The organism is Streptomyces typhae (genome assembly GCF_009755605.1).
GTDB classification, from domain to species: Bacteria; Actinomycetota; Actinomycetes; order Streptomycetales; family Streptomycetaceae; genus Streptomyces; species Streptomyces typhae.
In genome coordinates this window covers 53,023-75,960 of sequence record NZ_WPNZ01000031.1, presented here as the reverse complement: position 1 = coordinate 75,960, position 22,938 = coordinate 53,023, and the positions used below count along the sequence as shown (strand labels likewise).

Sequence of the window (22,938 nt, the reverse complement as noted above, 5' to 3'; positions counted from 1 at the left end):
CCCTACGGCACCGCTCCACCGGGAATCGTGCCCTACCGTGATGGCTCCTCCCCTCGCCCCCTATTCAGGGCCGCGGGCATCGTCATGCCCCTCATCGGCCCGCACGGGTTCTGTCCGCGAGCAGGAGCGTTCTTCCTCCCTTTCACCGACCCGAACTGGGGTATCCTCTTTGCCTTTTTCCCTGCACCAGGGGGACGCGCTGAGCGTCCTGGCCGGGCTTCCGGACCACTGCGTGGACTCCGTGATCACCGATCCGCCCTACAACTCCGGCGGCCGGACGGCCAAGGAGCGCACCAGCCGCAGCGCGAAGCAGAAGTACACCTCCGCCGATGCCCAGCACGCGCTGCCGGATTTCACCGGCGAGAACATGGACCAGCGCAGCTACGGGTTCTGGCTCACCCAGATCATGACCGAGGCGCACCGGCTGACCAAGCCCGGCGGCACGGCGCTGCTGTTCACCGACTGGCGGCAGATGCCGACCACCACGGACGCGCTGCAGGCGGCCGGCTGGCTGTGGCGCGGCGTACTGGCCTGGCACAAGCCGCAGGCCCGCCCGCAGAAGGGCCGGTTCACCCAGAACTGCGAGTTCATCATCTGGGGCTCGAAGGGCGCCATCGACGGCTCCCGAAACCCGGTCTACCTGCCCGGCCTGTACTCGGCCTCGCAACCCTCGGGCAAGAACCGCCGGCACATCACGCAAAAGCCGGTGGAGGTGATGCGCGAACTGGTCAAGATCTGCCCCCCGGACGGCACGGTCCTGGACTTCACCGCCGGATCCGGCTCCACCGGCGTCGCGGCCCTGCTGGAAGGACGCTCCTTCATCGGGGTGGAAAAGACCCATGAATACGCCGAGGTAGCCGCCGACCGCCTGACCGAAACCGTGCAGCAGAACCTGTCGCAGGCCGACTTCGAGCTGTCCGCATAGAAGCTTCCCGCCGCCCGGCACGGGGTGAGATAGGACTTCCGGTTCACCTTTCTTCCGCCGAGCGGTGGGTTGTAGCACTGGATCCCCGGTTAGCGAAAACCGGGAGATCCCCGGATCGTAGAGCCGGCATTCCCCCCCACTCGTCACAGCTTCAAGGAGACCTATTTCGTGCCCGAATCCATAGACCCCTCCGATGACGGGGAAATGGACCCTGTCCGGCTGCCCGCCTCACATCTGGACAGCGTCGAGGCCAGTGTCCGCAAGCTCATGGAGCAGCAGGCCGACCAGGCCCGGCAACTCGACAGCCTCTCCGCACCCCCCGGCCCCTCGCCCTTCGCGGCGTTCGGCATGCCCGGCCTTCCCGGCATGCCCGGAGGGCCGGTCCAGGCGCCGCCCGAGCCGCGCCCGATCCTGGAACTTCAGGGCGAGGAGTACGAGGACGAACTCGACGCCCTCTCCGACTGGGTGGACGGCTTCCTCATCCGGATCTACGGCGCCGAGGTCACCACCGCGGCCCCGTGGTGCAAGCAGTGGCAGGAGCACGACGACGTCGTCGCCTGGCTCCACGCCCTGTGGATGGCCTACCAGCAGCACAAAGACCCCGAAGCCGGACCGTCCGGGATGTTCGTGTGGCACCGCGACTTCCTCACCCACTGCCTGGCCCACATACGCGCGGCGGGCGGACCGCTCTCGGCCTGCCAGACCGACCCCGACCGCGACGCCCACCGCCTGCTGCCCAGCCCCGCCTCCTCGATCCGCTCCACCCGCTCGGATACGGACGGGTCCGCGGCAGGCGAGCCGGGCCGGGCCGCCGGATGAGCGGGACCGAGCAACCGCCCGCCTTCGGCCTCTCCTTCGACCCCCGCGCCCTGAGCGACCTCCTGGCGGCCCCCAGCGATATCCGCGACCTGGCCCTCGCCCAGCTCCAGGACGTCGTCAACGCCCGCCTGTTCGGCCCCAGACTGCTCGGCGAACTAGCCGACTGCCGCAAGCTGTACGTCGATCACCGCAACGCCTGGCGCATCGTCTACGCCCAACGCCCGGCCCCGACGGGCTCGGCGTACCGCGCCGAGATCCACGTGGTGGCCGTGCGCCCGCGCGAGCGCCACGAGGTGTACAGCATTACCCGTAAACGCCTGGGCATCACCCACCGGCCGTTGAGTGCGCTCGCGCACGCCGCCCGTTCCCGCTCGCCACAACTGGAGCCGCGTCGCGAAGCCCCCAAACCGACACCGCCGTCGTACGCGCCCCCCGGGCTTCTTCGACCTGTAGCGCCCCCGTCCCTGCGGGGCCGCGCTCGTTGACGCCCCTCCTTCACGGTGCTACCCGGGCTCGGGCCCTGGTCCCGGCCTTGCTCCAAGGAAGGTGTCCATGCCCCGAAACACTCCGGTCGACAGGGCTCTGACCCAGCTTGACCAGCGCATTGAGGCGGCCGTTGCCACAGCATCGACCAGCTGTGGCGGCACCGCGACCGCGGCCTGCTCGACGCGCTGCACACACGGCTGGCCGAGGCCCGCCGGGCCCTTGTCCAGGCCGAAACGCACGTGACCTTCTACCGGTCCCGGCTCCACAGCCTCACCTCCGGCCAATACCCGGTCGACGGGCCGCTGCTCAAGCGCATCGATCGGACCGTTGATCTGCTGCAGGACGCAGCCCGTACCCGGGACCAGCAGCACGCCCAGACCCTCGCCGCGCTCGAGCCCGTCGAAGCCGCTGCCCAGCAGAAGAGTCCCCGCGCGGTGGCGGACCTGCCCGCGTCCGATATCGCTGCGCTGCTCGCCATCACCCAGGGCGCCAAGCTGCACCAGAACCTGCTGACGCAGCAGACGTACACCGTCACGGCTGCCGGTACCCGCATCCCCTACAGCCAGCTGCAACGCCTCGAAGCGAACCACCTGGTGGTGCGTGACACCTCCCATCCGGTCACGGCGGGCCAGCCGGTCACCCTCACCGATGCCGGCCGTACGGCCTTGACCACCCCGCGCTCGCCCAAGGTGCCCGTCGCCGCCCCCGCACGCCGCCCCGGCACCTGGCCCGCTGCCACCCCCGCCCGCCGCTGAACCAGCACCCCGGCGCACGCGAGCCCCCCAACACCCACCTCGACTCCGAAAGCCCCTATGTCCTCATCCCCGGACTTCCATCTCGACGGCTACGAGGCAGTCAACGACGATGTCGCCGAGCTGTTCTGGCAGCACATCGACATCGAAGCAACCGAACTCACCGTGCTCGCCGAACACCACACCGACGACCGGCGGCACAGCTACTACGTTCTGCACAACCGTGCGGTGACCTGGGGCATGCCCGGCGAGCCGCAACTGGTCGCCCTCCACCTGCAGCGCGATACACAGGCCCGCACCTTCCGCTTCGAGCACGAGCAGCTGCCCCTGGTGCCCATGGCGCAGAGCTGGCTGATCGCCCGCGGCTGCCCGAAGGACGCCATCGGCCTGCGCCCGGACAGGGGCACCGACCCCGCCGACGAGGCCACCAAGGCCCTGGAGGAGCGCCTGGCTTCGGACGGCGACCACTTCGCGCTGGTCACCAGCTACACCTCGGACGATGACCCCGACCGCGTGCAGATCACGGTGCTCCTGGCCGCCATCGACGAAAAGGTACCGCCGCGTTTCCGGGTGCTGCTGCAGGAAGTGGACATCGACCACTGGACACACACCCTGCGCGAGGGCGGCTTTGCAACCTACGAGGAAGCCACGGACTGGTGGCAGGCCCACTGGTGGGGCGAGGAGGTCCCACTGCCGAGCGCCCAGCCGGCCACCCGGCAGACCGCACCGACCGCGCTCCCCAGAACGCCCACCTCCGCGCCTCGCTCTGCGTCAACTCAACGGCCACGCGCCTGAATTAGCGTCCTCATCGTGTTCCGCGGGGGTGAAACCGCGCGGGGCAGCATCTGGCGGAGCGCGGAACATAGCAGCGCATGCCCGGTTAGCAAAACCGGCAATCCTCCGGACCCTTGATCTCGATACGCCGGTCGTTGCCATCAGCCGCTCCCTGGCGTTCCTGATGTTTCCTGGAGGTCCATTCCGCATGCTCCCACCACGCTGCCATAGCCCCCCGGCCGGCGTTACCGGCGAACTTGACGCGTGGCTTGCGGGCCCTACATCCACGAACGCGGACAGCAGCGTATTCCTCTTCTTCGCCGCGAGGCAGCGAAAGGCGCCGCTGACCTGTTTCACGCATCTCTGACGAAAGGAGCTGTGCCGTGTCCGACGACGCCGACGACGTGATGGGCGTCATCACGCAGCAGATCGAGTCCCGTTTCCAGATGCCGCTGGCCGACCTTTTCCGCGCCGTGGCCAAGGCGCCGGACGCATCCCACGACGCTACTGCCGTCGTGAAGTGGTACGGCATGCTCGCCGAGGCCCAAAAGGCGCTGGAGAAGGCCGAAGACAACCTGGTCGCAGCCCTCGACCACGCCTCGGGCGAGGTGCTGGAGGACCCGGTCATGGCACTGGCCCATCAGGTCAATACGGCGGTGTCGGTGCGCGACGGGCGGGCGATGGTCGTCCGCCACTACCTCGACCCCGACTCTCCGAGCCGTAAGGGCCCTGGCGCCTGGCGCGGCGCGACAGCGGGCCCGCAGCGAGGCCCAGCTTTGCAGACCGCCCCCCTGCCGCAGATCACGCCCGCCCCGACCGTCCCCGTACGAGGAGGCACGCGGTGAGCGTCCGGCACAAGAGGTCCAGCCAAGACGGCGCCCTGAGCGAGGCGTTCGGGGACTCGCTGGAGGAGCTGTACGCGCAGGCCACCGGCCCTGCGGCGCCTGCGGCCCTGTCCCGGGCTCTGGAGCTGCGCTCCTGGCTGGCGATAACCGAGGAGCAGGTGGCCCGGGTCCGTGACCGTATCCACGACGCCACCAGCGCGGACCGTGACATGGGCGAACTGTCAGCCGATGACCTGCGGTTCGACGCGCAGTGGCTGGATGCGGCCCTGTCCGCCCGCGACGGCTACAACATGGCGCTCGGAGAGCTACTGCGCACCATGCCGCCACCCTCCGCACGCCCCGAACCGCCGGTGCGGCTCGCCGGTCCGAGGCTCACCACCACGCTGCCGCCCGCCCCGGCACCCGCGCGTGCCGGGGCGGCGCGGGCCCGCCGACCGTGAAAGCCCTCGCTTGCCCCCCACCACATCCAAAACCATCGCCGACCGCATCGAGGACCTGTACGGCCAGCCGATAGCTGTCCTCGAAGCCTATGTCGAGAGCAACCCGACCGGCACCATGCTCGCCGCCCTGACCAGCAGCCACGCCGATCTGCAGCTCGCCGAGCGCACCATCGCCTTCCAGCTCCAGCGCCTGCGAGAGCTGGCCGCCCCCCGAGGCGAGGTCGGCCCGGTCGAGGCCGGTCACCTGTTGGACTGCGCCCGCCGGATCGCCGAGTCCGTCGCCGCCCGGGACGCCCACGCCAAGACCGCCGACGCCGTGCTTAACAGCCTGCACCGCACCCCCGTCACCCCCTCCCCGCCGCCGGCGGCACCGGCCGTACCGGCTCCTGCGGTGGCGCCTGCAGCCCCTCCCGTGCGCTGAACCATCCGTCCCGCCCTAGGAGACACCCCTTTGACCACCACCGGTCTGCCCCGCTCCACCCAGGTCGACGTCGCTCGCGTCACCGAATCGCTGGAGATGATCACGCCGCTGTGGAACGCGCGGATCCTGATGACGCTGTCACTCCAGCCGCTGCGCTACGCGCGGATCAAACCCCACTTGTCCTGGCTCATCGACGGCACCCTCCACAGCAAGCTGCGCCGGCTGGCCGAGGCCGGGCTGGTCGAGCGCAGCGAAGTCACGCGGGGCCACGTCACCTACGGCCTGACCGCCAGGGGCACCGATCTGCTGCCGGTCCTGACCGTGATCGCCGCCTGGGGCGAGAAGCACCTGGAGCGGCCCCTGGTGAAGAACCAGGACACCGGGCAGATGGAACGCGTCGCCACGGTCGCGCCCGCGCGGAATGTTGAGGACACCCTCGCCCTGATCGGACCCCGCCACGCCACGCCGATTCTGTGGACGCTCAAGGCCCGCGGCGCATCCAGCGCCAGAGCGCTGTCCGCCGCAGCGATGCCCGGCTACCGGCCCAGCAACATCTACCCCCAGGTGGACCGCCTCGTCGCCGACGGCCTGGCCCACAAGGACGGCCGCCTGTACGACCTGAGCGACAGCGGACACGCGCTCGCCCCCGTCTACCGGTCCCTGAGTGCCTGGGCCAGAGGGCGCCCTCTCGCCGACACTCATGGCCTGTGGGGCCAGGCCCCCGTAGCGACGCGAGTCAAGTCCGGGCCGTGGGCAACCACCCAGCCCGGCATGACAGTACCCGCCTCTCCTGCGCCCGCAGCCGTATCTCCGGCTTTGGCCCCGCAGTCCACGGCCACGCCGGTCGCGTCCTGGAAGCCCGGCGACCTGTTCTCCCACCAGACGCCGGTACGCCACGCCCTTTCGCAGGCAGGAGGACCGCACCGATGATTTGCCTCCCGCCTGCCAGCAACTCGCAGGCGCGCCGGGCGATCGCGGCGCTGTCGTTGCGGGGCCTGATCCGGCTGGTCAGCGAGATCGACGACCACGGGCCGATCAGCCGCCGCCGCGGCAGCCTGCAGGCCGCCTTCGACGACCTGAGCACCGACCAACTGCGCCTGGCCATCGACCGGGCCCGCACCCTCGACCTCGTTGACGGCGACGAAGACGAAGAGGTGCGCTACCAGCTCACCGACAGCGGTCGGGGCCTCGCCGAGGTCTACGACACGGCCGCCCGCTGGGCACGCACCCACCAGTTCCCCACAGCGGCCAGTGACTTCGTCACCCGAGTCCAGCACACCCTGGACCTCCTCGGGCACACGCCCACCCGGGGCGGCGACGGGAGCGGGATACCCGTCACTGGGGGAGCGGTCCTCGACGGTGAGGCCATCGCCGCTCTCAACGGCCCGCACAGTGTCCTGACCGCCTGGCTCCAGGCGCACGCGCACCCCCTCCCGCGCATGCCCTTCGATTCCTGCCGTGCGGCGGATGAGATGGAGATTGCTGCGTGAGACCGAGTGCCGGGCCTCGGCATGCCCGCCGGCCGGTCCCCACGCTGCTGCGTGGTATCTACTTGCCCCGCGGCATGGATGCCGGTGCCTTCGCGATGACGACGTACGGCATCCCGCTGCTGGTGCTCGCCACCACCCACTCCGCGGCCCTGACCGGGCTGGCGTTCGCGCTGGAGTGGGTGCCGCGCCTGGGCGCGTTCGCTCTCGCCGGAGCCATGGTCGACCGCCACGGCACCACCCGCGTTCTGCGCACCGCCTCGGCGCTTCGGGCCGCCGTGGTCGTGATCGCAGCCCTTGCTCTGCCGCAGATGGAAGCCGGGCTGCCCATCACGCTGGCCGTCATGCTGCTTGCCGCCTCGACCGGTGTACTCACGGAGTTCTCCTACATCGCCGCCGAGACCGCCGGCGGCGTCGCCAGCCGCCAGGCGGGCGAGCACGCCCACCGGGTGCAGTCAGTGCTCCTGGGTATCGACCAGGTCGCCACACTGGCTGGACCCGCCGCCGCAGGAGTGCTGCTGGAACGGTTCGGGCCGGCCGGGATGCTGGTGGCGATCGCCGTCTTCTCGCTGCTGGCCTGCGCCCTCGCTCCCCGGCAGGACACCCCCGGGCGGGCCGAGAAGCCCGAGCCGGTCCTTGCGGGGCTGCGCACCGGATGGGTGACCTTGCGCTCGCTGCCCGCGCTGGGCTGGCTGGTGTGCGGACTGTCCCTGTCCAACCTCGCCATCGGCCTGCTCCAAGCTGCGGCCCCGGTGATCGTGGTGAAGGAGTTCGGGCACTCCAGCGCGGACGTGGGACTGATCTGGTCGGTGGCCGCGGTCGCCTCCCTGCTCACGGTCGCGGTGTGCCGTCGTGTGATCGACCGCTTCGGCCTGTGGCCCGTCGGCGCGCTCTCCGCCACCGTCGCGGCCTGCGCCTGCCTGGCCGTCTCCCTCACCCACACCTACACCGCCTACCTCGTGCTGATCGCGGTGCTCATGGCCGGAGAGGGCGGCATGACCGTGGTCCTGCGCACCCTGCGCTCCCACCTCATCCCCCAGCAGGTCTTCGGCGCCACCCTCTCCCTGACGATCCTGCTGCTCCTGATCCCTTTCCCCCTGGCCGGCGTCCTGGTCGCCGCGGTGCCGCCCGCCCAGCTCGGTCAGGTGATCACGGCCTGTGCGGTGCTGCAGGCCGTGGGGCTGAGTCTCGCCTTCGCTCGTCTACGCGCACACCCCGGGCTCCACGCCCACCCCGCCTGACCCTCTGCCCCTGCCGCCATTCGTCCCGGAGAACCAGCCGATGCCTATATCTGTCGCCCGCCCCTCCTGCCGCGCGGGATACAGGCCCACCATCACCGACCAGTTCCTCGCCTTCCACGCCGCACACCCCTACGTCTACCGGGCCCTGGAGGAGCTGACGGCTGAACGCCTGGCGGCCTGCGCGACCCGCATCGGGCTCAAGGAACTCTTCGAGGCCCTGCGCCGGCGACTTCCGCAGGGCCTGCGCGGGCTCAACAACAACTACACCGCGTTGTACGCGCGGCAGTTGGTGGCGGACCACCCCGAGTGGGCCTCGGCCTTCGAGCTGCGCCGCCGTCGTACCCCCTGAACCACCGCACCGTCTGCTCTGCCTTCCTCGCGCTCTCTTGGAGAATTTGTGTCCACCATCCTGGTTGTTTCCGCCGCCGACCCGCAGGCCGAGGCGTATCGCGGCTACTGCCTGGAAGCCGTCGCCGCCTACTACGACGTCGTCCTGATCACTCCGGTCGCGCCCACCTGGGAGCGGGAGTTCATTACCGACTTCGAGATCGCCGATCCCGGCGATGCCCAGGCGCTGGCCGCCGCCGGGCAGGCACTCGCCGGACGGCACGCGCTGGCCGGGGTGGTGACGTGGACCGAGTGGTACCTCGTCCCGACCGCGCGCCTGGCCCGGCACCTCGGCCTGCCATCGAACAGCCCCGAAGTCATGGCGGCAGCCCGCGACAAGGCCCGCGCCCGCACGCTGTTCGCCCGCCACGGTGTTCCCTCGGCGGCCTCCATGACCGCCCGTTCCCTGCTGGAGGCCGCCCTCGCCGTCGAAACCATCGGCTACCCGGTGGTACTGAAGCCTGCGGCCAGCGCGGGCAGTATCGGCGTGATCCGCGTCGACCGAGCCGAAGAACTTCCCGGCGGCTTCGCGTTCGCCGCCGCCGGTACCCGCGATGGCGTCGAGAGCACCAAGGTGCTGGTGGAGGAGTACCTGGACGGACCTGAGGTGTCCGTCGAGTGCGTCACCCATCGCGGCCACACCACCGCGGTGGCCGTCACCCGCAAGACGCTCGGCCGGGCGCCGTTCTTCGAGGAAGTCGCCCACAGCGTGGACGCCGCCGACCCCCTGCTCGATCAGGTCGCACCCGTCGCCGCCGCCGCTGTCAAGGCGCTGGGCATCACCGACGGCGTGAGCCACGTCGAGATGCGCCTCGTTGGCGGGCGTCCCCGCCTGATCGAGGTCAACGCCCGCATCGGCGGCGACATGATCGGCCACCTCGTGCAGCTCGCCACCGGCATCGACCTGGCCCGCGCCGCCGCCGACACCGTCTGCGGCCAGACGCCCGACCTGGCTCGCACCCGCCACAGCGCCGCCGCCATCCGGTTGCTGTACCCGGACGCCTCCGGCACCCTCACCCACTGCCACCTCGACCCGGACTTCGCCGCCCGCACCCCGTGGCTGGAGCAGGTCACCTTCCAGCGCACGGTAGGCGACACCGTCCTGCTGCCACCGGACGGCGACATGTTCAGCGCCCGCGCCGGATTCCTGATCACCACCGCACCCACCGCCATGACAGCCCAGGCCCGCGCGGAAGAGGCCCTGGGGCACCTGAGGCTCACTGTCGCCTCCCAACCCACCGCGTCCGCCGCTTAAGCCGTGTACCGCTCTCTCGGCCAGCCTCCGGTTGCCCTGGACGCGACCGTTCCGAACGCTGTCCAGCGCGGTGCGATCACACGTCAGGCCCCAGCCGGGCTCGCCTTCACCCCGGCACCACCGCACCTCTCCACGGACCTCGCTGTCCCGGGCTAGCCGCGCCGGCCAGGCACCCCCAGCCCCCGCTGGCTTCCCTTCGACTCGACGGATACGACCATGACCGATCCCACCCCGATCGAGGGAGATGTCTACGTCTTCCCGCGCTACCTCGCCGGCCTCGGCGCAAGCGGTGATCCCAGCTTCGAGCCCGTATCCAACTGGCCACACCAGCACCTCGACGACGGCGCGTGCCAGCTCCTGATCACCTCCCCGGACCACCGCATCAAGATCGGCTGGTTCGGCGACGACTTCGACATATGGAGGATCAGCGCCGCCGAGGACGCCGTCAGCGCACCCCGCTGGACGGCGAGCATCAGCAACACGATGCCGCCCGAGATCGTCCGCGACTTCCTCCAGGCCCTGGCCAGCGCATGGGAGGAGGACGGCGACAGCTTCCTGGAGAACCACTCCTCCTACTGGAGCGACGCGGTCCGGCCCCTCCTCGACGCGGGCTGGGAACAACAACCGCCCCAGCACGGCACGGTAGAGACCACCGGTCTGGACGGGCTGGTCGGCGCGAGCATCGACATCGTCAGCACCGGCTCCGACGCCGAAGTGGTGACGCTGTGGGCCGGCCCCGAGCACAGGAGCGTACGCGCACAGGCGAACTTCACCGCCCGCACCCCCAAGCACCTGATCGCCGCCATGGCCGCCTCCTTCGTCGGACCGGACCCCATCGCCCGCTACCAGGCCGAACTGCGCCCCCACCTGGCCCAACTCGTCCAGCTCACCCCCATCAAGCCACCCAAGCCTGCCGTGCCCACCCCGCTTGACGTCCAGCAGACTGCCGCCCGCCGTCGTCCGCCCGCCCTCGGCACGCGCAGCGTTCCCCGCTGGAGCACCACCACCCTCCCACCCGCCACGCCCGGTGCTGCCCTGTCCGCCCGCCGCCGCTGAAGAAACCGCCCATGCCGATGCCGAGTGACCCCTTCACCCACCTCGACCCCGACCAGCAGGTGAAGGTCCTGCCCCGCCACCTGGCCGGTCCCGGACCCCTCGACCTCACCACGGTCTGGCCCTTCCCCAAGGACTGGGTCGTGCGCCAGGCCGACGACGGCGCCGCCTTCGCCAGCAGCCCCTGCCTGCGCCTGTTCACCACCCTGGCACCCGACCCCGACCAGCCCCGCAAGGGGACATGGACGGTCACCGCCCACAGCGCTCCGTTCGGCCCCGCCACCTGGCAGGTCACCTTCGACGCCACCACCCCCGCCGAGTTGCTGCACGACTTCCACACCGAACTGACCGACCTCTACCTCCAAGACAGCAGCCAGGACCATCTGTTCCAGGACCACACCCCACCGCACGAGGCGTACGCACTGCTCCTCGCCCGCGGCTGGGGGCACGAGGTCAAGACCGACGGCACCCAGCTCTTCCGCGACCCCCAGTCCCTCGGCGTCGTCCGGCACCGCTACGCCACCCCGAGTACAGACACCCCCCTGTGGTCGGCCTCGGGCGGGCACCCGGGCGAGCCCTACTGGCGCGCACGATTCACCCGCGGTACCCCCACCACCCTGGTCGCCGCCTTCACCGCCTCCCTCGTCTCCACCGAACCGGCCAGCCGCGCGGTAAAGGACATCCCGCTCCCCACCCGACACCAGCTCTACGTCGCGGCAACGACCCCGGCACAGCAGACATCCGTCTCTACCCCGCTTCCTGCGTCTCCACCGCGCCCTGGCCCGGGCCGGACCCGCTGACCGACCGCTGCCTCCGGGCATCCTGCCCTGTACCTGGAGAGTTCCCTCTTGCACACCCGAACCGCCCGCTTCCTCTCCGCGGCGGCTCTCTCTGCCGCCGCCACCGGTTCTCTGGCCTGGGCCCCGGCTGCCTCCGCGCAGATCCACGATCCGATCCCGTCCGCCTCCACCACACCCGCCCCGCGCAACGCCACCGCGAGCGGAGTAGTCACCCTCCTCAAGAAGGACCCGGGCGGCGAGATCCTGGCGGGCGCGGCCTTCACCCTCTACGACTCCACGGGCAAGGAGGCCGGGAGCGGGACGACCGACACCGGGGGCCGCCTGTCCTTCAGGGACCTGGTACCGGGCGTCTACCGGCTCAAGGAACGTGAAAGCAACAGCCCGATGCACGGCGTCGTCGAGGACCAGGACGTCATCGTCACCCCCGGCAGCGACACCCCGATCACGATCATCGACCCGTTCAAACCCGCGGCCGTTCTGCTCAAGGCCAAGGACGGCAAGAGCGGCAAGCCTCTGCCCGGCGCCACCGTCAACATCGGCACCGGCGACAAAACCCTGCTGACCCTCACCACCGGCCACTCGGGTACCGCGAGTGCCAAGCTGCCGGTCAACACCCGTGCCAGCACCGTCTTCTGGACCAAGCAGGCCAAGACGCCGACCGGATACGAGCTGCCGAGGGGGCGAAGCGGCTTCACGGCCAAGCCCGGCGACCACGTCACCGTGCCCCTCACCTACGCCGCAACCCACACCACACCGACAAAACCGGACCCCACCCGCACGCCCGCCAAAAGGCCCACCGAAAAGCCCCACGCGACGCCGATAGAAAAGTCCACCGAAAGGCCGACGGCCAAGGGCGCCGACGAGCACGCAGATCAGCCTTCTGCGAAGCCGACCGGCACTGCGAGTTCCGGTGCGGGCGCAGCGGGCACCGCCGCCTCGGCACCCGCTGGTTCCCTCGCGCACACCGGGGCCGACGCCACCTGGTGGCTGGTCGGTGGCGCCGGCCTGCTCCTCGCCACAGGCACAGGCGCCCTCATCACAGTGCGCCGACACCACACGGAGGACGCCACCAACGACGACAACGCCCAGTAGCTACCCCACCAGCCTCACCAAGCCCCCGGAATCAACCGATTCCGGGGGCTTCGTCATGCCTCACCCCGAGCCGCCGATAGCTCCCTGGCCGGCTCTCGTCCACGTTGGGGCATGCCACGCCGCGGCAGCCGCACCCGACTAGGCTGCCGCAGTGACCAAGCCCCCTGCCCTGCCCGGAGACCCCACCGAGCTGCACCTGCACATCTCGTACAACGACGAACTGGGTGACACCCCACACGCCGACACCCTGGAGCGGTGGAATGTGGCCGTCCTGCACCGACGTCGTACACACCGGGACGACAGGGGCCCGGGAACGGTCGCGGATTGTGACGGCACGGACTGCCTCTCGTGCACGGTCGAGGAGGCCGCCGCAGGCTCGATGACCTTCTACCGGGTGCATCTCGACCGCAGCCGCAGCGGGTACGCGGCGATGGCGGAGGAGTCGGAGGACCTCTACGAGATCGCGCAGGCCGTCCTTGATCCCGCTACTGGGTACTACACGGAGGAGTTCAGCGAGCAGCTTGAGTACACCGGCTCTGCTCTGCTGGTCATGGACCGTGTCACCTTGGAACGGCCCTGGCGGGGGCACGGCATCGGCGCGGCCCTTGCTGCCGAGGCCATTCACCGGCTGATGCTCGGCGCCCGGGCTGTCGTATGTTCGCCCGGAGTCTCCGACCTGAGCGGTACCCGGTTGCGCGACCAGGGGGAATGGGACCGTGTAGTGGGCAAGATCGCTGGCGGCTGGGAGCTCATCGGATTTCGTCGCTTCAGGGACACCCTGTATTTCCTGTCGCCTGCCTGGCCGGACGTCGAGGAGGAGCGAACCGCGCTGCGCCGCAAGTTCTTGCGAATCGAGGCAGCCTGGGCGGCGCAGTCGAGCAGCCCGCCATGAGCACCGAGTAGCCGCAGCCCGGCAGTTCGTGTCCTTTGCCATCCAATCGAGTCGTTTGACAGTCAATCTAGTCGCGCGAGGAGAGCGTGCCTGCGTGCAGGGGCGTTACCTGCGACGACGGGTCATGTAAGACGCGCCTGCTGAAATCTCAGGAGATCTGGTCCGGGATTGTCGGGTTGCGGATGAAGGGAGTGATCGCCGCAGCGGTGAGCGGGGAGGACAAGTACGCTCCGAAGGTATGGAAGTCGATACGGCCCATCGGAGTGTCGGCGTGCTGGTCGACGGGGAATCGGTCGCCGAGCCGACGAGGAATCGCCACCAGGTCGCCTGTGTCGGCGAGGTTCACCCAGTATCGGACCCCGGCAGGTCGGGCACCCCGATCGGCGATGGGTGCGGGCACCAGGTGATCGAAGATCCCACCCGGCAGGCCGAGGGGGGAGCCCAAGGTCACGAAGCAGTCCACGGTCAGTTCCGGGTGAGCATGGAGAGCCTCGTACGCGACGACCGAGCCGAGGGAGTGCGCCAGCACCACGCGGGGGCGTACCTGTCGGATCGACTCGGCCACGGTGGACTGGGCGGCAGCCCGTACCTGCGGAAGGTGGAGGTAGCGGCGGACCTCACCCGCCATCTGGACGGCGAGCCGAATGACCGTCCCGATCGGGATGTTGCGGCGTAGGGAAACCCAGGACAGGATCTGCCGCAGTGGTGCAGTCATCAGTCCCTGCCGTTCCTGGAGGGTGGGTGACCCTAGGGCCAGCGCCCAGGCGATGACGAACGATTGTTCTCGTTCGTCGATGGCATGTACGTCCGGCACGGCAGCCTGCCGCTCCGCGGCGTGGGTGTGGTGAGCGTAGTACGCGGCGTGCAGGGCAGGGAGCCGGTGGTCAGCCAGCCCAGCGGTCGTGAGCCCATGCTGAAGCCTGAGCCGCCACTGCCCTGCTAGTTCGGTAGCCGCCTGTTCCGGCGAGCGGCCGCTCAGGTGGTTGCCGATGCCGTGCACTGCGACGATCGTCACTGCTCTGGTCCTTCCTCCACGTGGCAATGAACGGAGTACGCCGGGAATCGCCACGGGCCGCCGTTTGTCACGCCGTTGACCTTGGTGATCTCGTACCAGTGTGCTTCCAGCCACACGACCTCAAATCCGTCGGGCGTGAGTATGTCGACGAGAGCATCGTGAAGTTCGGCCGTCGTCGCAGTGATGGGGCGGGCGCAGACCAAGCTGGAGGAGGGCGGCTGTCCTCCCTCCCACTCGCTGACTGTGTGCAACTCCCACCCGTCTGCGCGGGCATCGCCACATAGCAGTTCGCCCGGCAACCACGCCAGGACGTGGGTGACGTGGACGGCCGGCCGCGTCGGACGGGGTGCCGACGCCGATGCGGCCCAGGCGAGGGCCGTGACATAACCGGCCTTGCTGCCTATCAGCACGCCGTTCTCGTAGGGGGCGATCGTGTGCACCTGATCGGGTACTGGGGCCGGAGGTCCGAGTGGATCACCGGATTCGGCATCCCACACCTGGACCTCCGCCTCGTTGACCGCGGCCACGAGTACCGGCCTGCCGTTCACTTGGCTGACCGTCATCACCCGAGGGCCAGCCACGGGGACGGAGCCCACGAGTGAGGCCGTCGCAAGGTCCCAGATACGCACCTGATCGTCGTCCGACGATTGCTCGGCAGCGAAGAGACGCCCGCCTTGCATCGCGATCGCTCCGATCCGGTCCAGCGTGATCGATTGCCGCAGAGTGCTGTCGACCACGGACCAGAGACAGACTCTGCGTTCGTTGTGGACGCTGATCAGGAGAGACTCGCCGCCGATGTCGCCTGCGACCAGCTGCGTGACCGGCCCCTCCGCTCCGGCGAGGACGTGGGAAGGCGACTCCTTGGTCGTGTCCCACACATGGATACTGCCGTCGGCCCCGCCAACCATGGCCCACACCGAATCGCCGTGCGGCACGGCGGCCAGTGCGGTGGCCGGGTCGGGGAGGTGAATCGTCGATTCCAGGGCATCCTCACGGACATTCCAGGTGTCGAGCTCGTTCTCCGTGGTCACGGTGACAACGTAGGACGCGTCGCCAACGGCCACGGCGGCGGCATGGCTGAGCGCGCCCAGGTCGGTCAGCTCGTGCTCCTGGGCGCCGGTGCTCAGGTCCCAAGCCTTGATCTCGCCAGACGCGAGTTCGGCGCTGAGGGTGAACTCCGAGCCGCCGAGCCGTATGGTGCCGAGGATTGCAGCGTGGTCCCAGTGGTTTTGCCCGTGTCCGAACCGCGGGCAAACGTCGAGGTCCCACACCCTCATGTTGCCGTCGCGATGGGCGGTCAGCGCGAGCTGAAAGCGGTCGACATAACGGATGTCTGCGAGTGCCAGCCCGCGGTCTTCGGGCATCGTGACGACGTAGACGGTCTCACCGTCCCCTCTCACCGCATACATGCCGGGGTGGTAGGCGATGAGGGAGAACAGCGGGAGGCGCACGTTGGTGGGCTGGATCCGCACCTCCTGGAGCGGTCCCTCCGACGAGACGGTGACGGGCCGCTCATCCAGATTCCGCAGCACCTTCGGCCCACGTCCCTGGGGCTCGGCGGAAACGCAGTGGAAGGCGAGGGATCCGTCTGCGGACTCCACACCGAGCAGCGAAGTGATGGCGGCGTCCCCAGCTTCGACAGTGTCGAGGACCCTGCCGAACGACTCGCCGAGCAGGCCGATCAGGCTGATCTCACCACTGACCCGACCGACCGCAAGGGACGTTTCGTCGCCGGTGCCGACGACTGTCAGGGCTGAGACCCCCGTGCCGTCGAGGTGCGCTTCGGCAACGATCGCACCCGTGGCGAGATCGTGCAGCCGGAGAGCGTTCCGGTCAGTCACCAAGGCAACGACCACCCGCTCCTCCAGATCCACGATCACCATTTGCGCAATGGCATCCTTGTTTGTCCGGAGTGTCGAGGAATATCGGAGGACCGCGCCGGCACGGCTCGGTGTGATGTCCCACGCTTGGAGGGAGCCGTCGGTGCCGCCGAACACGGCGAGGAGCCGTCGACCGACAACTCCCAGTGCCAGGGCCGACACTGTGGCGCCCAACTCATCCTTGCTGATGACGTGCAGCAGGGACTCCTCAGGCAAGCCCGTACTCCAGCGCGTGCAGAGCTGAGCCTGTCCGTCCTGAAGATGGTGCGCCAGTCCGGCCGCCCGGTAGGTCACAAGGCTCTGCTGAAGCCTCGCACGCCGTGTCTCCAGCAATCCGTCCTGGCCGAAGAGGCCGCCGCGACCGAATGCCTTCCGGTACGCGGCTCCGGCCCGCCGAGCTGTGGGGGTTTTCGTCCGGTGAACGGCTTCCCAGATGCTGTTGTGGTCGGCACGGACTAGGTACTCCGGGTCCAGGAACAACTGGTCGACTGCGGACCCTCCAGGTACAGCGACGGCATGCTCCATAAGATGTCGCAGCAGATACGGTGCGGCGAGGTCCCAGCGAGGCCCCAAAGCGGCCCACCGTCCGGGGACGGCCGAGAACAGCTCGTGGAAGAGCTTGTCGGCGAGCCCGTCGAGTTCGGTCCCCGCTTCACGAAAGTGTTCGGTGATCGCCTCGTGGAAGAACCGGTAGAGCTGACGTCCATCCGCGTCGATGTTCGTCCGCAGATAAAAACGGGCGAGAGCCAGCTTTTCGCGGGCCTCGCTCGGGGTCAGCGGGCGGAATTCCTGTCCTGCGGCCCTGGCGGCAGCGGTGGCCGCTGCCGCCACAAGCTCCAGCGGCATACCCTGACCCCGCGCTTGTGCCAGCCCCACCATCAAGTGCCGCATCCACGGGTCGCCGTCCAGCGTAGTCCGCAGGTGCAGTTCGAGCAGGTGCGGCAGGCTCTGCGGCAACCGGGCGACCGCCTCTGCAGGATTCAGGGGTACACCGGTCCGCAGGAAGTCGGCGAAGAGCGCTGCGACTAGGAAGGTGCTGCGATCGCGGCTATGAACGATCGCGGTGGCAACCGCACGGGCTACGGACTCACGGAGGGCCTGGTCGCTGTAAGCGGGTGCGCTGTACAGAATGTCGGCGATGTAGGTCGTGAGGTCGTTCGCGAGGTCCTCGACATTGGAAGAGGTGTCCAGGTCGAGCAGCATCCCGCGGGCACCGGCTGCCTCGTAGAACAGGTGGCTGTCCGTCGGCGGCGGGCGCATTCCCACGAGCGCCCGGAAGGCGGGGCGGCCGTCAGAACGGAGCGTACGTAGGAGCTCGGGTAGCAGATCGTCGACGATACGGTCGCTCTCCATGGCTTCGTCAACGGCATCGAGGATGAGTACCACCGGTTCCGGCAGGTCTTGGGCGATGCGTTTGAGTTCGTCCAGAGCTTGCTCACTGGTAGCGGCGGCCGGCTCGGCGTCCTCGGGGGTCAGTTGAACGATGATCGAAGCGATCACCTCGTCCGTGCTCCGGTGCCGGGCATGGACCGCGACAAGAGTCGGATATCGACGCTCCGGGCGGTACCGAGCAGGAATGCGGCCAACCAGCACGGTACTCAGCTCGGCGAGCTGGTTGTGCGCAAGGAAGACCGTCACCCCCAGCAGCGCCGACTTTCCGGCCCCGGGGCTTCCGGTGACCAGCAACAGGGGTTCGTCGCTAGCCAACCAGAAGCGAATCTGGGTCAGCTCACGGGCCCGCCCGGTGAATAGGCAGCCTGTCATCGTAGCGGCGTCGTCCAGGCGGCCGGACGCCCGGGTGAGGAAGTGCACCGGGTCTAGACCGGGGTCGAAATCCGCAGCCAGTTCCCGAACTGCCAACCGCAGGCGGCTTCGAAGTCTCTGCCAGCCGTCAGTGCTGAACGCGGGGTTGGCGAAGAACTCCGGTACCGGCAACGCGGCGGCCCGGCGCGGCGAGTGCATTACGGTCTGCGGATACCCCTCGCCGAGGCGGACCAGTTCCCGCGCGATCTCGTCAGCAACAGCCTCCACCGGCACGTGGGACAAAGCCGGAGAGATATCCCAGTGCCCCCGGCGGAGCCGCTCCAGAGCCAGAGCCGTGGCCTTGGTGAACCGCGCGTCGAAGGCACTCTCGTCCGCCGTGCAGGCCGCAATCACCCAGGTCCTTCGGTCGCCCTCGGGAACGTCCTGGAACAGCTGGTAGTCCGTCGCGGCCCCCGCTCCGCAAACATCGAGCAAGAACAGGACGGGAGATTGGTCGGAGCCGTGCTCGACCTCATTCAGCCATCGGCCGACATCGATCGCCGACTCCGGGAGCTCGGTCGGACGGCTGTCGTGTACGGGCAGGTACAAGACCCGGCCACGAGAGACCCCGTGACCGGCAAAGTGAACGATACGCGGCTGGCCCGCCGCATCGTGCCGCAGCTGCCGCCAGCTTTCCTCAATGCTGACCCGGTCCGCGTCGATCACCGGTTCACTGACGTGCAGCCCGTCGAAGCGCGAGAGCACCGTGGCGAGTTCACGCACCTGCGGTTCAATCGACGGCAGCGGAGGCAACCCTTCCGACGTGGGGCTCCACTCGCCGTCGACCGTGCTCTCAAAGGCCCCAACTCCGAGCAGAAGTGCTCGAATCATCATCCCCCCGTGCCCGTGCGATTCAGTCTCCAGGCTATCGGGATCAAGGCTGCTCACCCCTCACGGCTGGATGCACTGTCACAGAAGCCGAAACGGCTGGGTTCGCTGACAAGCGCCTCGATTGGATGGCAAAGGACAGTTCGCCGGGGGCAGACAGGAAAGATCGCCAAAGGGCTGGTGGAAGCAGCAGGGTCATGTCAACGTGGACGACCTTCCTCGAAAACCCCAGGTCAAAGAGGTGGCTCCGGTGACCGTGGACGCGTCCGCGCCCGGCTGCCGCATGAGCTTCGCCACCGATACACCGAAGGAGATACGTCTTGGCCCCGGAGCTGACCGTCGGCGACCTGCTGGAGAGTCTGTCCGCCAGCGACCGTGAGGTGGTGGTTCGTCTGTGGATCAACCCCTTCGCCCGCACGGCCCGCCGTATCGGCGGCGTGGTTGCCACGCGTGATGATGCCGATCGGCCGGTGGTGTTCGTGGCCGAAGCCAAGGACACCGAGCTGCTCGCCACCCTGCCGGAGACGACCGTCGGTAGCCTGCTCGACCAGTTGTCGGCCTGCGACCGTGACGCATTCGTGCAGCTCGCCCTCAACCCCGACTTCCCGATGGCCCACCGCTCCGGCCCTCTGCTTGCTGACCGCGACGAACAGGGCCGTCCGATGCTGTTCCTCACCGAGCCGGAAGAGGCCGAGCAGTTCGGCCCGCTCCTTCCCGACGTCGCGGTCGCCCTGGGCTGGCACGCACCGACCCAGGCCCCGCCGCGCTGGCGGCGCGCTGCCCGGCCCGACGGCGGGCAGTGAATCATCCCCGCACCCCATGGAGGCGCCCCTGTACCCGCACCCTCCCTCTGACCGTTCCTACCCCTGCTCGCCGGATGCGGTGCGCTGGGTCACCCCGCGCCATCTGGCCGGGGACGACGACGTTCTTGCCGAGCGGATCGGCGATACGCTGACCGCACTGGGCTGGCGGATGTGGCCGACCGCCCGCGACACTCTGCTGTATGTCAGCCCGGACGCGCTGCGCGGCGCCGAATGGATCCTGGCCGCCAGCCCGTTCACCCTCGGCGGCCTGAGCGTGGCCCTGCAGATCTCCGCACGCCCCGACGCCGCCAGTGCGGTGGTGCAGTGGAACGCGTACTTCACCACCGGCGTGCCGCACGAGGTCCTGCACGACTTCCTCCTCGCGCTCGACGCCGGCGCGGCGCCCGACACCGGCTTCGAAGAACCCGAGGCGGTAGTGGCGGCGCTGCGCGCGCAGGGCTGGATCCCCGACGCGGACCGCCCCCGCACCGCCGCCACGGACCCCGGCTTCGCCTCGCACGTCTCGCTGGAGATGCTGCCGGACCTGATCGCGGACGCCGACCTGCGGGAGGACCTGCTGGGCTGGCAGGCATGGGCCGAGCCCATCTTCGGCGCCCCCTACCTGTGGTGCGCGAACTTCAGCCCCAGCGTCCCCAACGAGCTGGTCGCCGTCTTCGCCGCCTCGCTCGCCTCCCCGGCACCAGTGGCACGCCACCGCCTGCCCCAGAGCGCCATGAAGCGCCTCACCATCGTGAACCGCGCCTGACAGCAGGGCCCAGCCATCGCGCCGGGCCTTGCCCCGTCCTACCCGGGCTACGGGCACGCCTCGAACCTCTGGCAGAGGCTGCCCGTCACGAACCGCCCCACGCTGGTCAGACTGTGCGCTGCAAGCGCTGTGGCGCCGCCGGGATATCTGCCTGGTGCCTCGACTGCCCCGAGCGGGCCGCCAGCTCTTCGGCCAGCGAAGGGGCACTGCTGCGACGACGAGTGTTGCCCTCGCCACCGACCACGACGGGCTGCGCGCCGCACGCGCCTGACCCTTCTGCTCTGCTGTCTACCTCCATGGAGGTTCGTTGTCCCTGCCGCTGATCCGGCTCGCCATCGGCCGTACGAACGGCATCGCCCACTACGGCGTCCTGCTCGACGCCACCGGACCGATGACGGTGTGCGCCACCCGAAACCGACGGGTTCCCGGATTCCGGAAGTAGAACGGCCACGAACTCACCGCAGCAGGACTGCTATGACGGGCAGCCTGCAGCGGGTTCGTGGCCGTTCTGGGGGTCCTTGGCTCAGCGGGCACTGCGTCGAGGTAGCGCTTGATGCCGGACACTAGACGGAGCTTGTCCGGGATGCCCGACTTCCGAACCAGTACTGGCCACCTCACCCTGGAGCCCCCGGGACCGGCTAACCTCACCAGGTACAGCTCTGCGTGAAGTCTCAGCCCAAGTCGGGCATTACCAGCAGCGAAGTGTGCACACTGTCCAGATGAGCCACCAGGACAAGCTCGGCAAGATCTTCGGATCCGTTGCGCGACAAATGCAGGAACGCTTTGAGTGCACGAAGGGCGTGGTCCGGCACAAGGGGCTGAAGGGGAAGGCCGCCGAGAGGAATGTGGTCGCCTCGTATCTCGACCAGTACCTGCCGGGGACCGTCGACGTCCGACAGAACGTCGAGATCATCAGCAGCGCAGGTGAGCATTCCACCGAGTGCGACGTGGCCATCTGCGACGCTTCAACCCCACCTCTATGGTCCGACGAGGCCGAGCTCGTCCCGGTCGAATTCCTGCATGGCCTGATCGAGGTCAAGTCGGTTCTGAGCACGGACGGACTCCGTGAGACGTGGCGGAAGACCGCCGCCGTCAAGCGCTACGCGAAGACCGCGTGGATCCGCAAGCAGACCCCGGAAGTCTTCCACCGCGCCATCCAGGCATACGGCAAGCAGTTCGACTACTTCCCCACAGCGGGCTTCCTCTTCGCCTACACCTCGTCCGCGACGCTGCAGAGCCTGGGCAACGTCATGTGGGAACTCGCGCAGGACACCGAACCCGAGCACCGCCTGGACGGCGTTTGGATCCTCAACAAGGGATCGATTACCTGGGTTTCATCAACATCCGGCGAGTGGCTCACCGCTCAGGCCGGCGAGCCCTGGATGCGTCTTCTCACGCCCCCTCCCGGTGGATCGCCGCTGCCTCTGATGACTATGCAACTGCAAGGGGTCTTCCAGTCCGTGTTCATGCGGCCCTTCCGTATCGGTGACTACATGGGGGACCTGCCCTTCGGTACCGGGCACATCATCGGCCCCGAGAACCCCACGCTGATGCCGCCATGGCTCACGGACACCAGCCCAAATGCTGGCCGCGATAACACCTGAGAGCCTCGAACTCTCGACGGCCAAGCCTCCTGGCGCTTATTACCATGTACGCCGAGGGCTGCGAGCCGGGAGGTAGCCGGTTTCCGGCTGCGCGACCTCGCCGCACGGACCGCTTAGTCACTCTCGACCAAAAGCTTCCGCACAAGCGGAGGAGCCGAGCCCGCGACACGCCCGGCAGAGTCCGACCACGCAACTTCCGACCACTACCTTCAGTGAGGAAGGCTCCGAAACTGCGGTGCGGCAGTCCAGCTGGGTAAGTTCGGATAAAACCAGGTTGGCGCGCTCGACCTGGTACTGAACGCCGCCGTGTTGTGGACGACCCGCTACCGGGACGCCGCGGTCACCACGCTGCGGGCGCTGCCCGCCGGCCAGCGCGAGCACAACGTCCTGGACGAGGACGTGGCCCGGCTCTCCCCGCTCAAGCACGCGAACCTCAACTGCCGGGGCCGCTACAGCTTCCGCCCCTCCCTACCTGCGGGCGACGGGTTGCGTCCCCTACGCGCCTCGCGTGGACGCGCTCGGTGATGCGGACGACTACTACAGCACGGGGGTGATTTGAGTCGGAGCCGC

General features: G+C 69.0%; 23 protein-coding genes and 1 pseudogene. 22 read left to right on the top strand and 2 right to left on the bottom strand.

The window, feature by feature from the left end; all coding sequences use genetic code 11:
* Nucleotides 1-169: 169 nt before the first annotated feature.
* The 17 genes from GPA10_RS37425 (at nucleotide 170) to GPA10_RS37345 (ending at nucleotide 13,669) form a co-directional block, all read left to right on the top strand.
* On the top strand, nucleotides 170-925 hold the full coding sequence (locus tag GPA10_RS37425) for a DNA-methyltransferase (RefSeq protein ID WP_157169286.1): 756 nt from the start codon (nucleotides 170-172) through the stop codon (nucleotides 923-925).
* A gap of 204 nt (nucleotides 926-1,129) precedes the next feature.
* Complete coding sequence (locus GPA10_RS37420) at nucleotides 1,130-1,744, top strand: DUF4913 domain-containing protein (RefSeq protein WP_157169336.1); 615 nt, start codon at nucleotides 1,130-1,132, stop codon at nucleotides 1,742-1,744.
* On the top strand, nucleotides 1,741-2,229 hold the full coding sequence (locus tag GPA10_RS37415; RefSeq protein WP_157169285.1) for a hypothetical protein: 489 nt from the start codon (nucleotides 1,741-1,743) through the stop codon (nucleotides 2,227-2,229). Before GPA10_RS37420 ends, GPA10_RS37415 begins: the two co-directional genes overlap by 4 nt.
* A 240-nt stretch (nucleotides 2,230-2,469) precedes the next feature.
* The gene (locus GPA10_RS37410) at nucleotides 2,470-2,985 is read left to right on the top strand and encodes a hypothetical protein (RefSeq protein WP_343041752.1); all 516 of its coding nucleotides are present in this window, start codon (nucleotides 2,470-2,472) and stop codon (nucleotides 2,983-2,985) included.
* 57 nt (nucleotides 2,986-3,042) lie between these two features.
* Nucleotides 3,043-3,777, top strand: a complete 735-nt coding sequence (locus GPA10_RS37405) for a hypothetical protein (protein ID WP_198351820.1) — start codon at nucleotides 3,043-3,045, stop codon at nucleotides 3,775-3,777.
* Nucleotides 3,778-4,139: 362 nt separating this feature from the next.
* Nucleotides 4,140-4,601 (top strand): hypothetical protein, encoded by a 462-nt coding sequence (locus tag GPA10_RS37400; RefSeq protein ID WP_343041751.1) that lies wholly within the window; start codon nucleotides 4,140-4,142, stop codon nucleotides 4,599-4,601.
* Complete coding sequence (locus tag GPA10_RS37395; RefSeq protein ID WP_343041750.1) at nucleotides 4,598-5,041, top strand: hypothetical protein; 444 nt, start codon at nucleotides 4,598-4,600, stop codon at nucleotides 5,039-5,041. Before GPA10_RS37400 ends, GPA10_RS37395 begins: the two co-directional genes overlap by 4 nt.
* A 10-nt stretch (nucleotides 5,042-5,051) precedes the next feature.
* The gene (locus GPA10_RS37390; protein WP_157169284.1) at nucleotides 5,052-5,462 is read left to right on the top strand and encodes a hypothetical protein; all 411 of its coding nucleotides are present in this window, start codon (nucleotides 5,052-5,054) and stop codon (nucleotides 5,460-5,462) included.
* Nucleotides 5,463-5,492: 30 nt separating this feature from the next.
* Nucleotides 5,493-6,392 carry a winged helix-turn-helix transcriptional regulator gene (locus GPA10_RS37385; protein ID WP_246260428.1) on the top strand — a complete coding sequence of 300 codons (900 nt, stop codon included), beginning with the start codon at nucleotides 5,493-5,495 and terminating at the stop codon, nucleotides 6,390-6,392.
* On the top strand, nucleotides 6,389-6,952 hold the full coding sequence (locus GPA10_RS37380; RefSeq protein ID WP_157169283.1) for a hypothetical protein: 564 nt from the start codon (nucleotides 6,389-6,391) through the stop codon (nucleotides 6,950-6,952). Before GPA10_RS37385 ends, GPA10_RS37380 begins: the two co-directional genes overlap by 4 nt.
* Nucleotides 6,949-8,190, top strand: coding sequence for an MFS transporter (locus GPA10_RS37375; protein ID WP_425505887.1), 1,242 nt, complete (start codon nucleotides 6,949-6,951; stop codon nucleotides 8,188-8,190). The genes GPA10_RS37380 and GPA10_RS37375 overlap by 4 nt, the downstream gene beginning before the upstream one ends.
* A 40-nt stretch (nucleotides 8,191-8,230) precedes the next feature.
* Nucleotides 8,231-8,539, top strand: a complete 309-nt coding sequence (locus GPA10_RS37370; RefSeq protein ID WP_157169281.1) for a hypothetical protein — start codon at nucleotides 8,231-8,233, stop codon at nucleotides 8,537-8,539.
* Nucleotides 8,540-8,596: 57 nt separating this feature from the next.
* Complete coding sequence (locus GPA10_RS37365) at nucleotides 8,597-9,832, top strand: ATP-grasp domain-containing protein (RefSeq protein ID WP_343041761.1); 1,236 nt, start codon at nucleotides 8,597-8,599, stop codon at nucleotides 9,830-9,832.
* Between the two features lie 216 nt (nucleotides 9,833-10,048).
* Nucleotides 10,049-10,888: an SPDY domain-containing protein gene (locus GPA10_RS37360; RefSeq protein ID WP_157169280.1), complete on the top strand. Its 840-nt coding sequence runs from the start codon at nucleotides 10,049-10,051 to the stop codon at nucleotides 10,886-10,888.
* 11 nt (nucleotides 10,889-10,899) lie between these two features.
* Entirely contained in the window at nucleotides 10,900-11,685 is a 786-nt protein-coding gene (locus GPA10_RS37355) for an SPDY domain-containing protein (protein WP_246260426.1), read from the top strand.
* 48 nt (nucleotides 11,686-11,733) lie between these two features.
* Entirely contained in the window at nucleotides 11,734-12,777 is a 1,044-nt protein-coding gene (locus GPA10_RS37350) for a SpaA isopeptide-forming pilin-related protein (protein ID WP_157169279.1), read from the top strand.
* A 151-nt stretch (nucleotides 12,778-12,928) separates the two neighbouring features.
* Nucleotides 12,929-13,669 carry a hypothetical protein gene (locus GPA10_RS37345; protein WP_157169278.1) on the top strand — a complete coding sequence of 247 codons (741 nt, stop codon included), beginning with the start codon at nucleotides 12,929-12,931 and terminating at the stop codon, nucleotides 13,667-13,669.
* A gap of 148 nt (nucleotides 13,670-13,817) precedes the next feature.
* Here the strand turns inward: GPA10_RS37345 and GPA10_RS37340 are convergent, their stop codons facing one another.
* On the bottom strand, nucleotides 13,818-14,684 hold the full coding sequence (locus GPA10_RS37340; RefSeq protein WP_198351819.1) for a serine peptidase: 867 nt from the start codon (nucleotides 14,682-14,684) through the stop codon (nucleotides 13,818-13,820).
* Nucleotides 14,681-19,255: an AAA family ATPase gene (locus tag GPA10_RS37335; RefSeq protein ID WP_157169277.1), complete on the bottom strand. Its 4,575-nt coding sequence runs from the start codon at nucleotides 19,253-19,255 to the stop codon at nucleotides 14,681-14,683. The genes GPA10_RS37340 and GPA10_RS37335 overlap by 4 nt, the downstream gene beginning before the upstream one ends.
* Before the next feature lie 260 nt (nucleotides 19,256-19,515).
* On the opposite strand from GPA10_RS37335, the gene GPA10_RS43900 reads away from it, so the two are divergent.
* The 5 genes and pseudogenes from GPA10_RS43900 to GPA10_RS37315 form a co-directional block, all read left to right on the top strand.
* Nucleotides 19,516-19,998: a hypothetical protein gene (locus GPA10_RS43900; protein ID WP_343041749.1), complete on the top strand. Its 483-nt coding sequence runs from the start codon at nucleotides 19,516-19,518 to the stop codon at nucleotides 19,996-19,998.
* A gap of 79 nt (nucleotides 19,999-20,077) precedes the next feature.
* Nucleotides 20,078-20,764 carry an SPDY domain-containing protein gene (locus tag GPA10_RS37325; protein WP_425505886.1) on the top strand — a complete coding sequence of 229 codons (687 nt, stop codon included), beginning with the start codon at nucleotides 20,078-20,080 and terminating at the stop codon, nucleotides 20,762-20,764.
* Between the two features lie 307 nt (nucleotides 20,765-21,071).
* Nucleotides 21,072-21,206, top strand: coding sequence for a hypothetical protein (locus GPA10_RS43535; protein ID WP_281364880.1), 135 nt, complete (start codon nucleotides 21,072-21,074; stop codon nucleotides 21,204-21,206).
* 277 nt (nucleotides 21,207-21,483) lie between these two features.
* Entirely contained in the window at nucleotides 21,484-22,368 is an 885-nt protein-coding gene (locus GPA10_RS37320; protein ID WP_157169275.1) for a DUF6602 domain-containing protein, read from the top strand.
* 267 nt (nucleotides 22,369-22,635) lie between these two features.
* A pseudogene (locus GPA10_RS37315) lies at nucleotides 22,636-22,893 on the top strand (Tn3 family transposase); the annotation flags it as partial.
* Nucleotides 22,894-22,938: the final 45 nt, after the last annotated feature.

Bases quoted from the DNA above. Each gene is read 5' to 3' on its own strand.
- GPA10_RS37415 (WP_157169285.1), top strand. From the start codon at position 1,741: ATGAGCGGGACCGAGCAACCGCCCGCCTTCGGCCTCTCCTTCGACCCC.
- GPA10_RS37355 (WP_246260426.1), top strand. From the start codon at position 10,900: ATGCCGATGCCGAGTGACCCCTTCACCCACCTCGACCCCGACCAGCAG.
- GPA10_RS37380 (WP_157169283.1), top strand. From the start codon at position 6,389: ATGATTTGCCTCCCGCCTGCCAGCAACTCGCAGGCGCGCCGGGCGATC.
- GPA10_RS37320 (WP_157169275.1), top strand. From the start codon at position 21,484: ATGAGCCACCAGGACAAGCTCGGCAAGATCTTCGGATCCGTTGCGCGA.
- GPA10_RS37370 (WP_157169281.1), top strand. From the start codon at position 8,231: ATGCCTATATCTGTCGCCCGCCCCTCCTGCCGCGCGGGATACAGGCCC.
- GPA10_RS37420 (WP_157169336.1), top strand. From the start codon at position 1,130: ATGGACCCTGTCCGGCTGCCCGCCTCACATCTGGACAGCGTCGAGGCC.
- GPA10_RS37405 (WP_198351820.1), top strand. From the start codon at position 3,043: ATGTCCTCATCCCCGGACTTCCATCTCGACGGCTACGAGGCAGTCAAC.
- GPA10_RS37360 (WP_157169280.1), top strand. From the start codon at position 10,049: ATGACCGATCCCACCCCGATCGAGGGAGATGTCTACGTCTTCCCGCGC.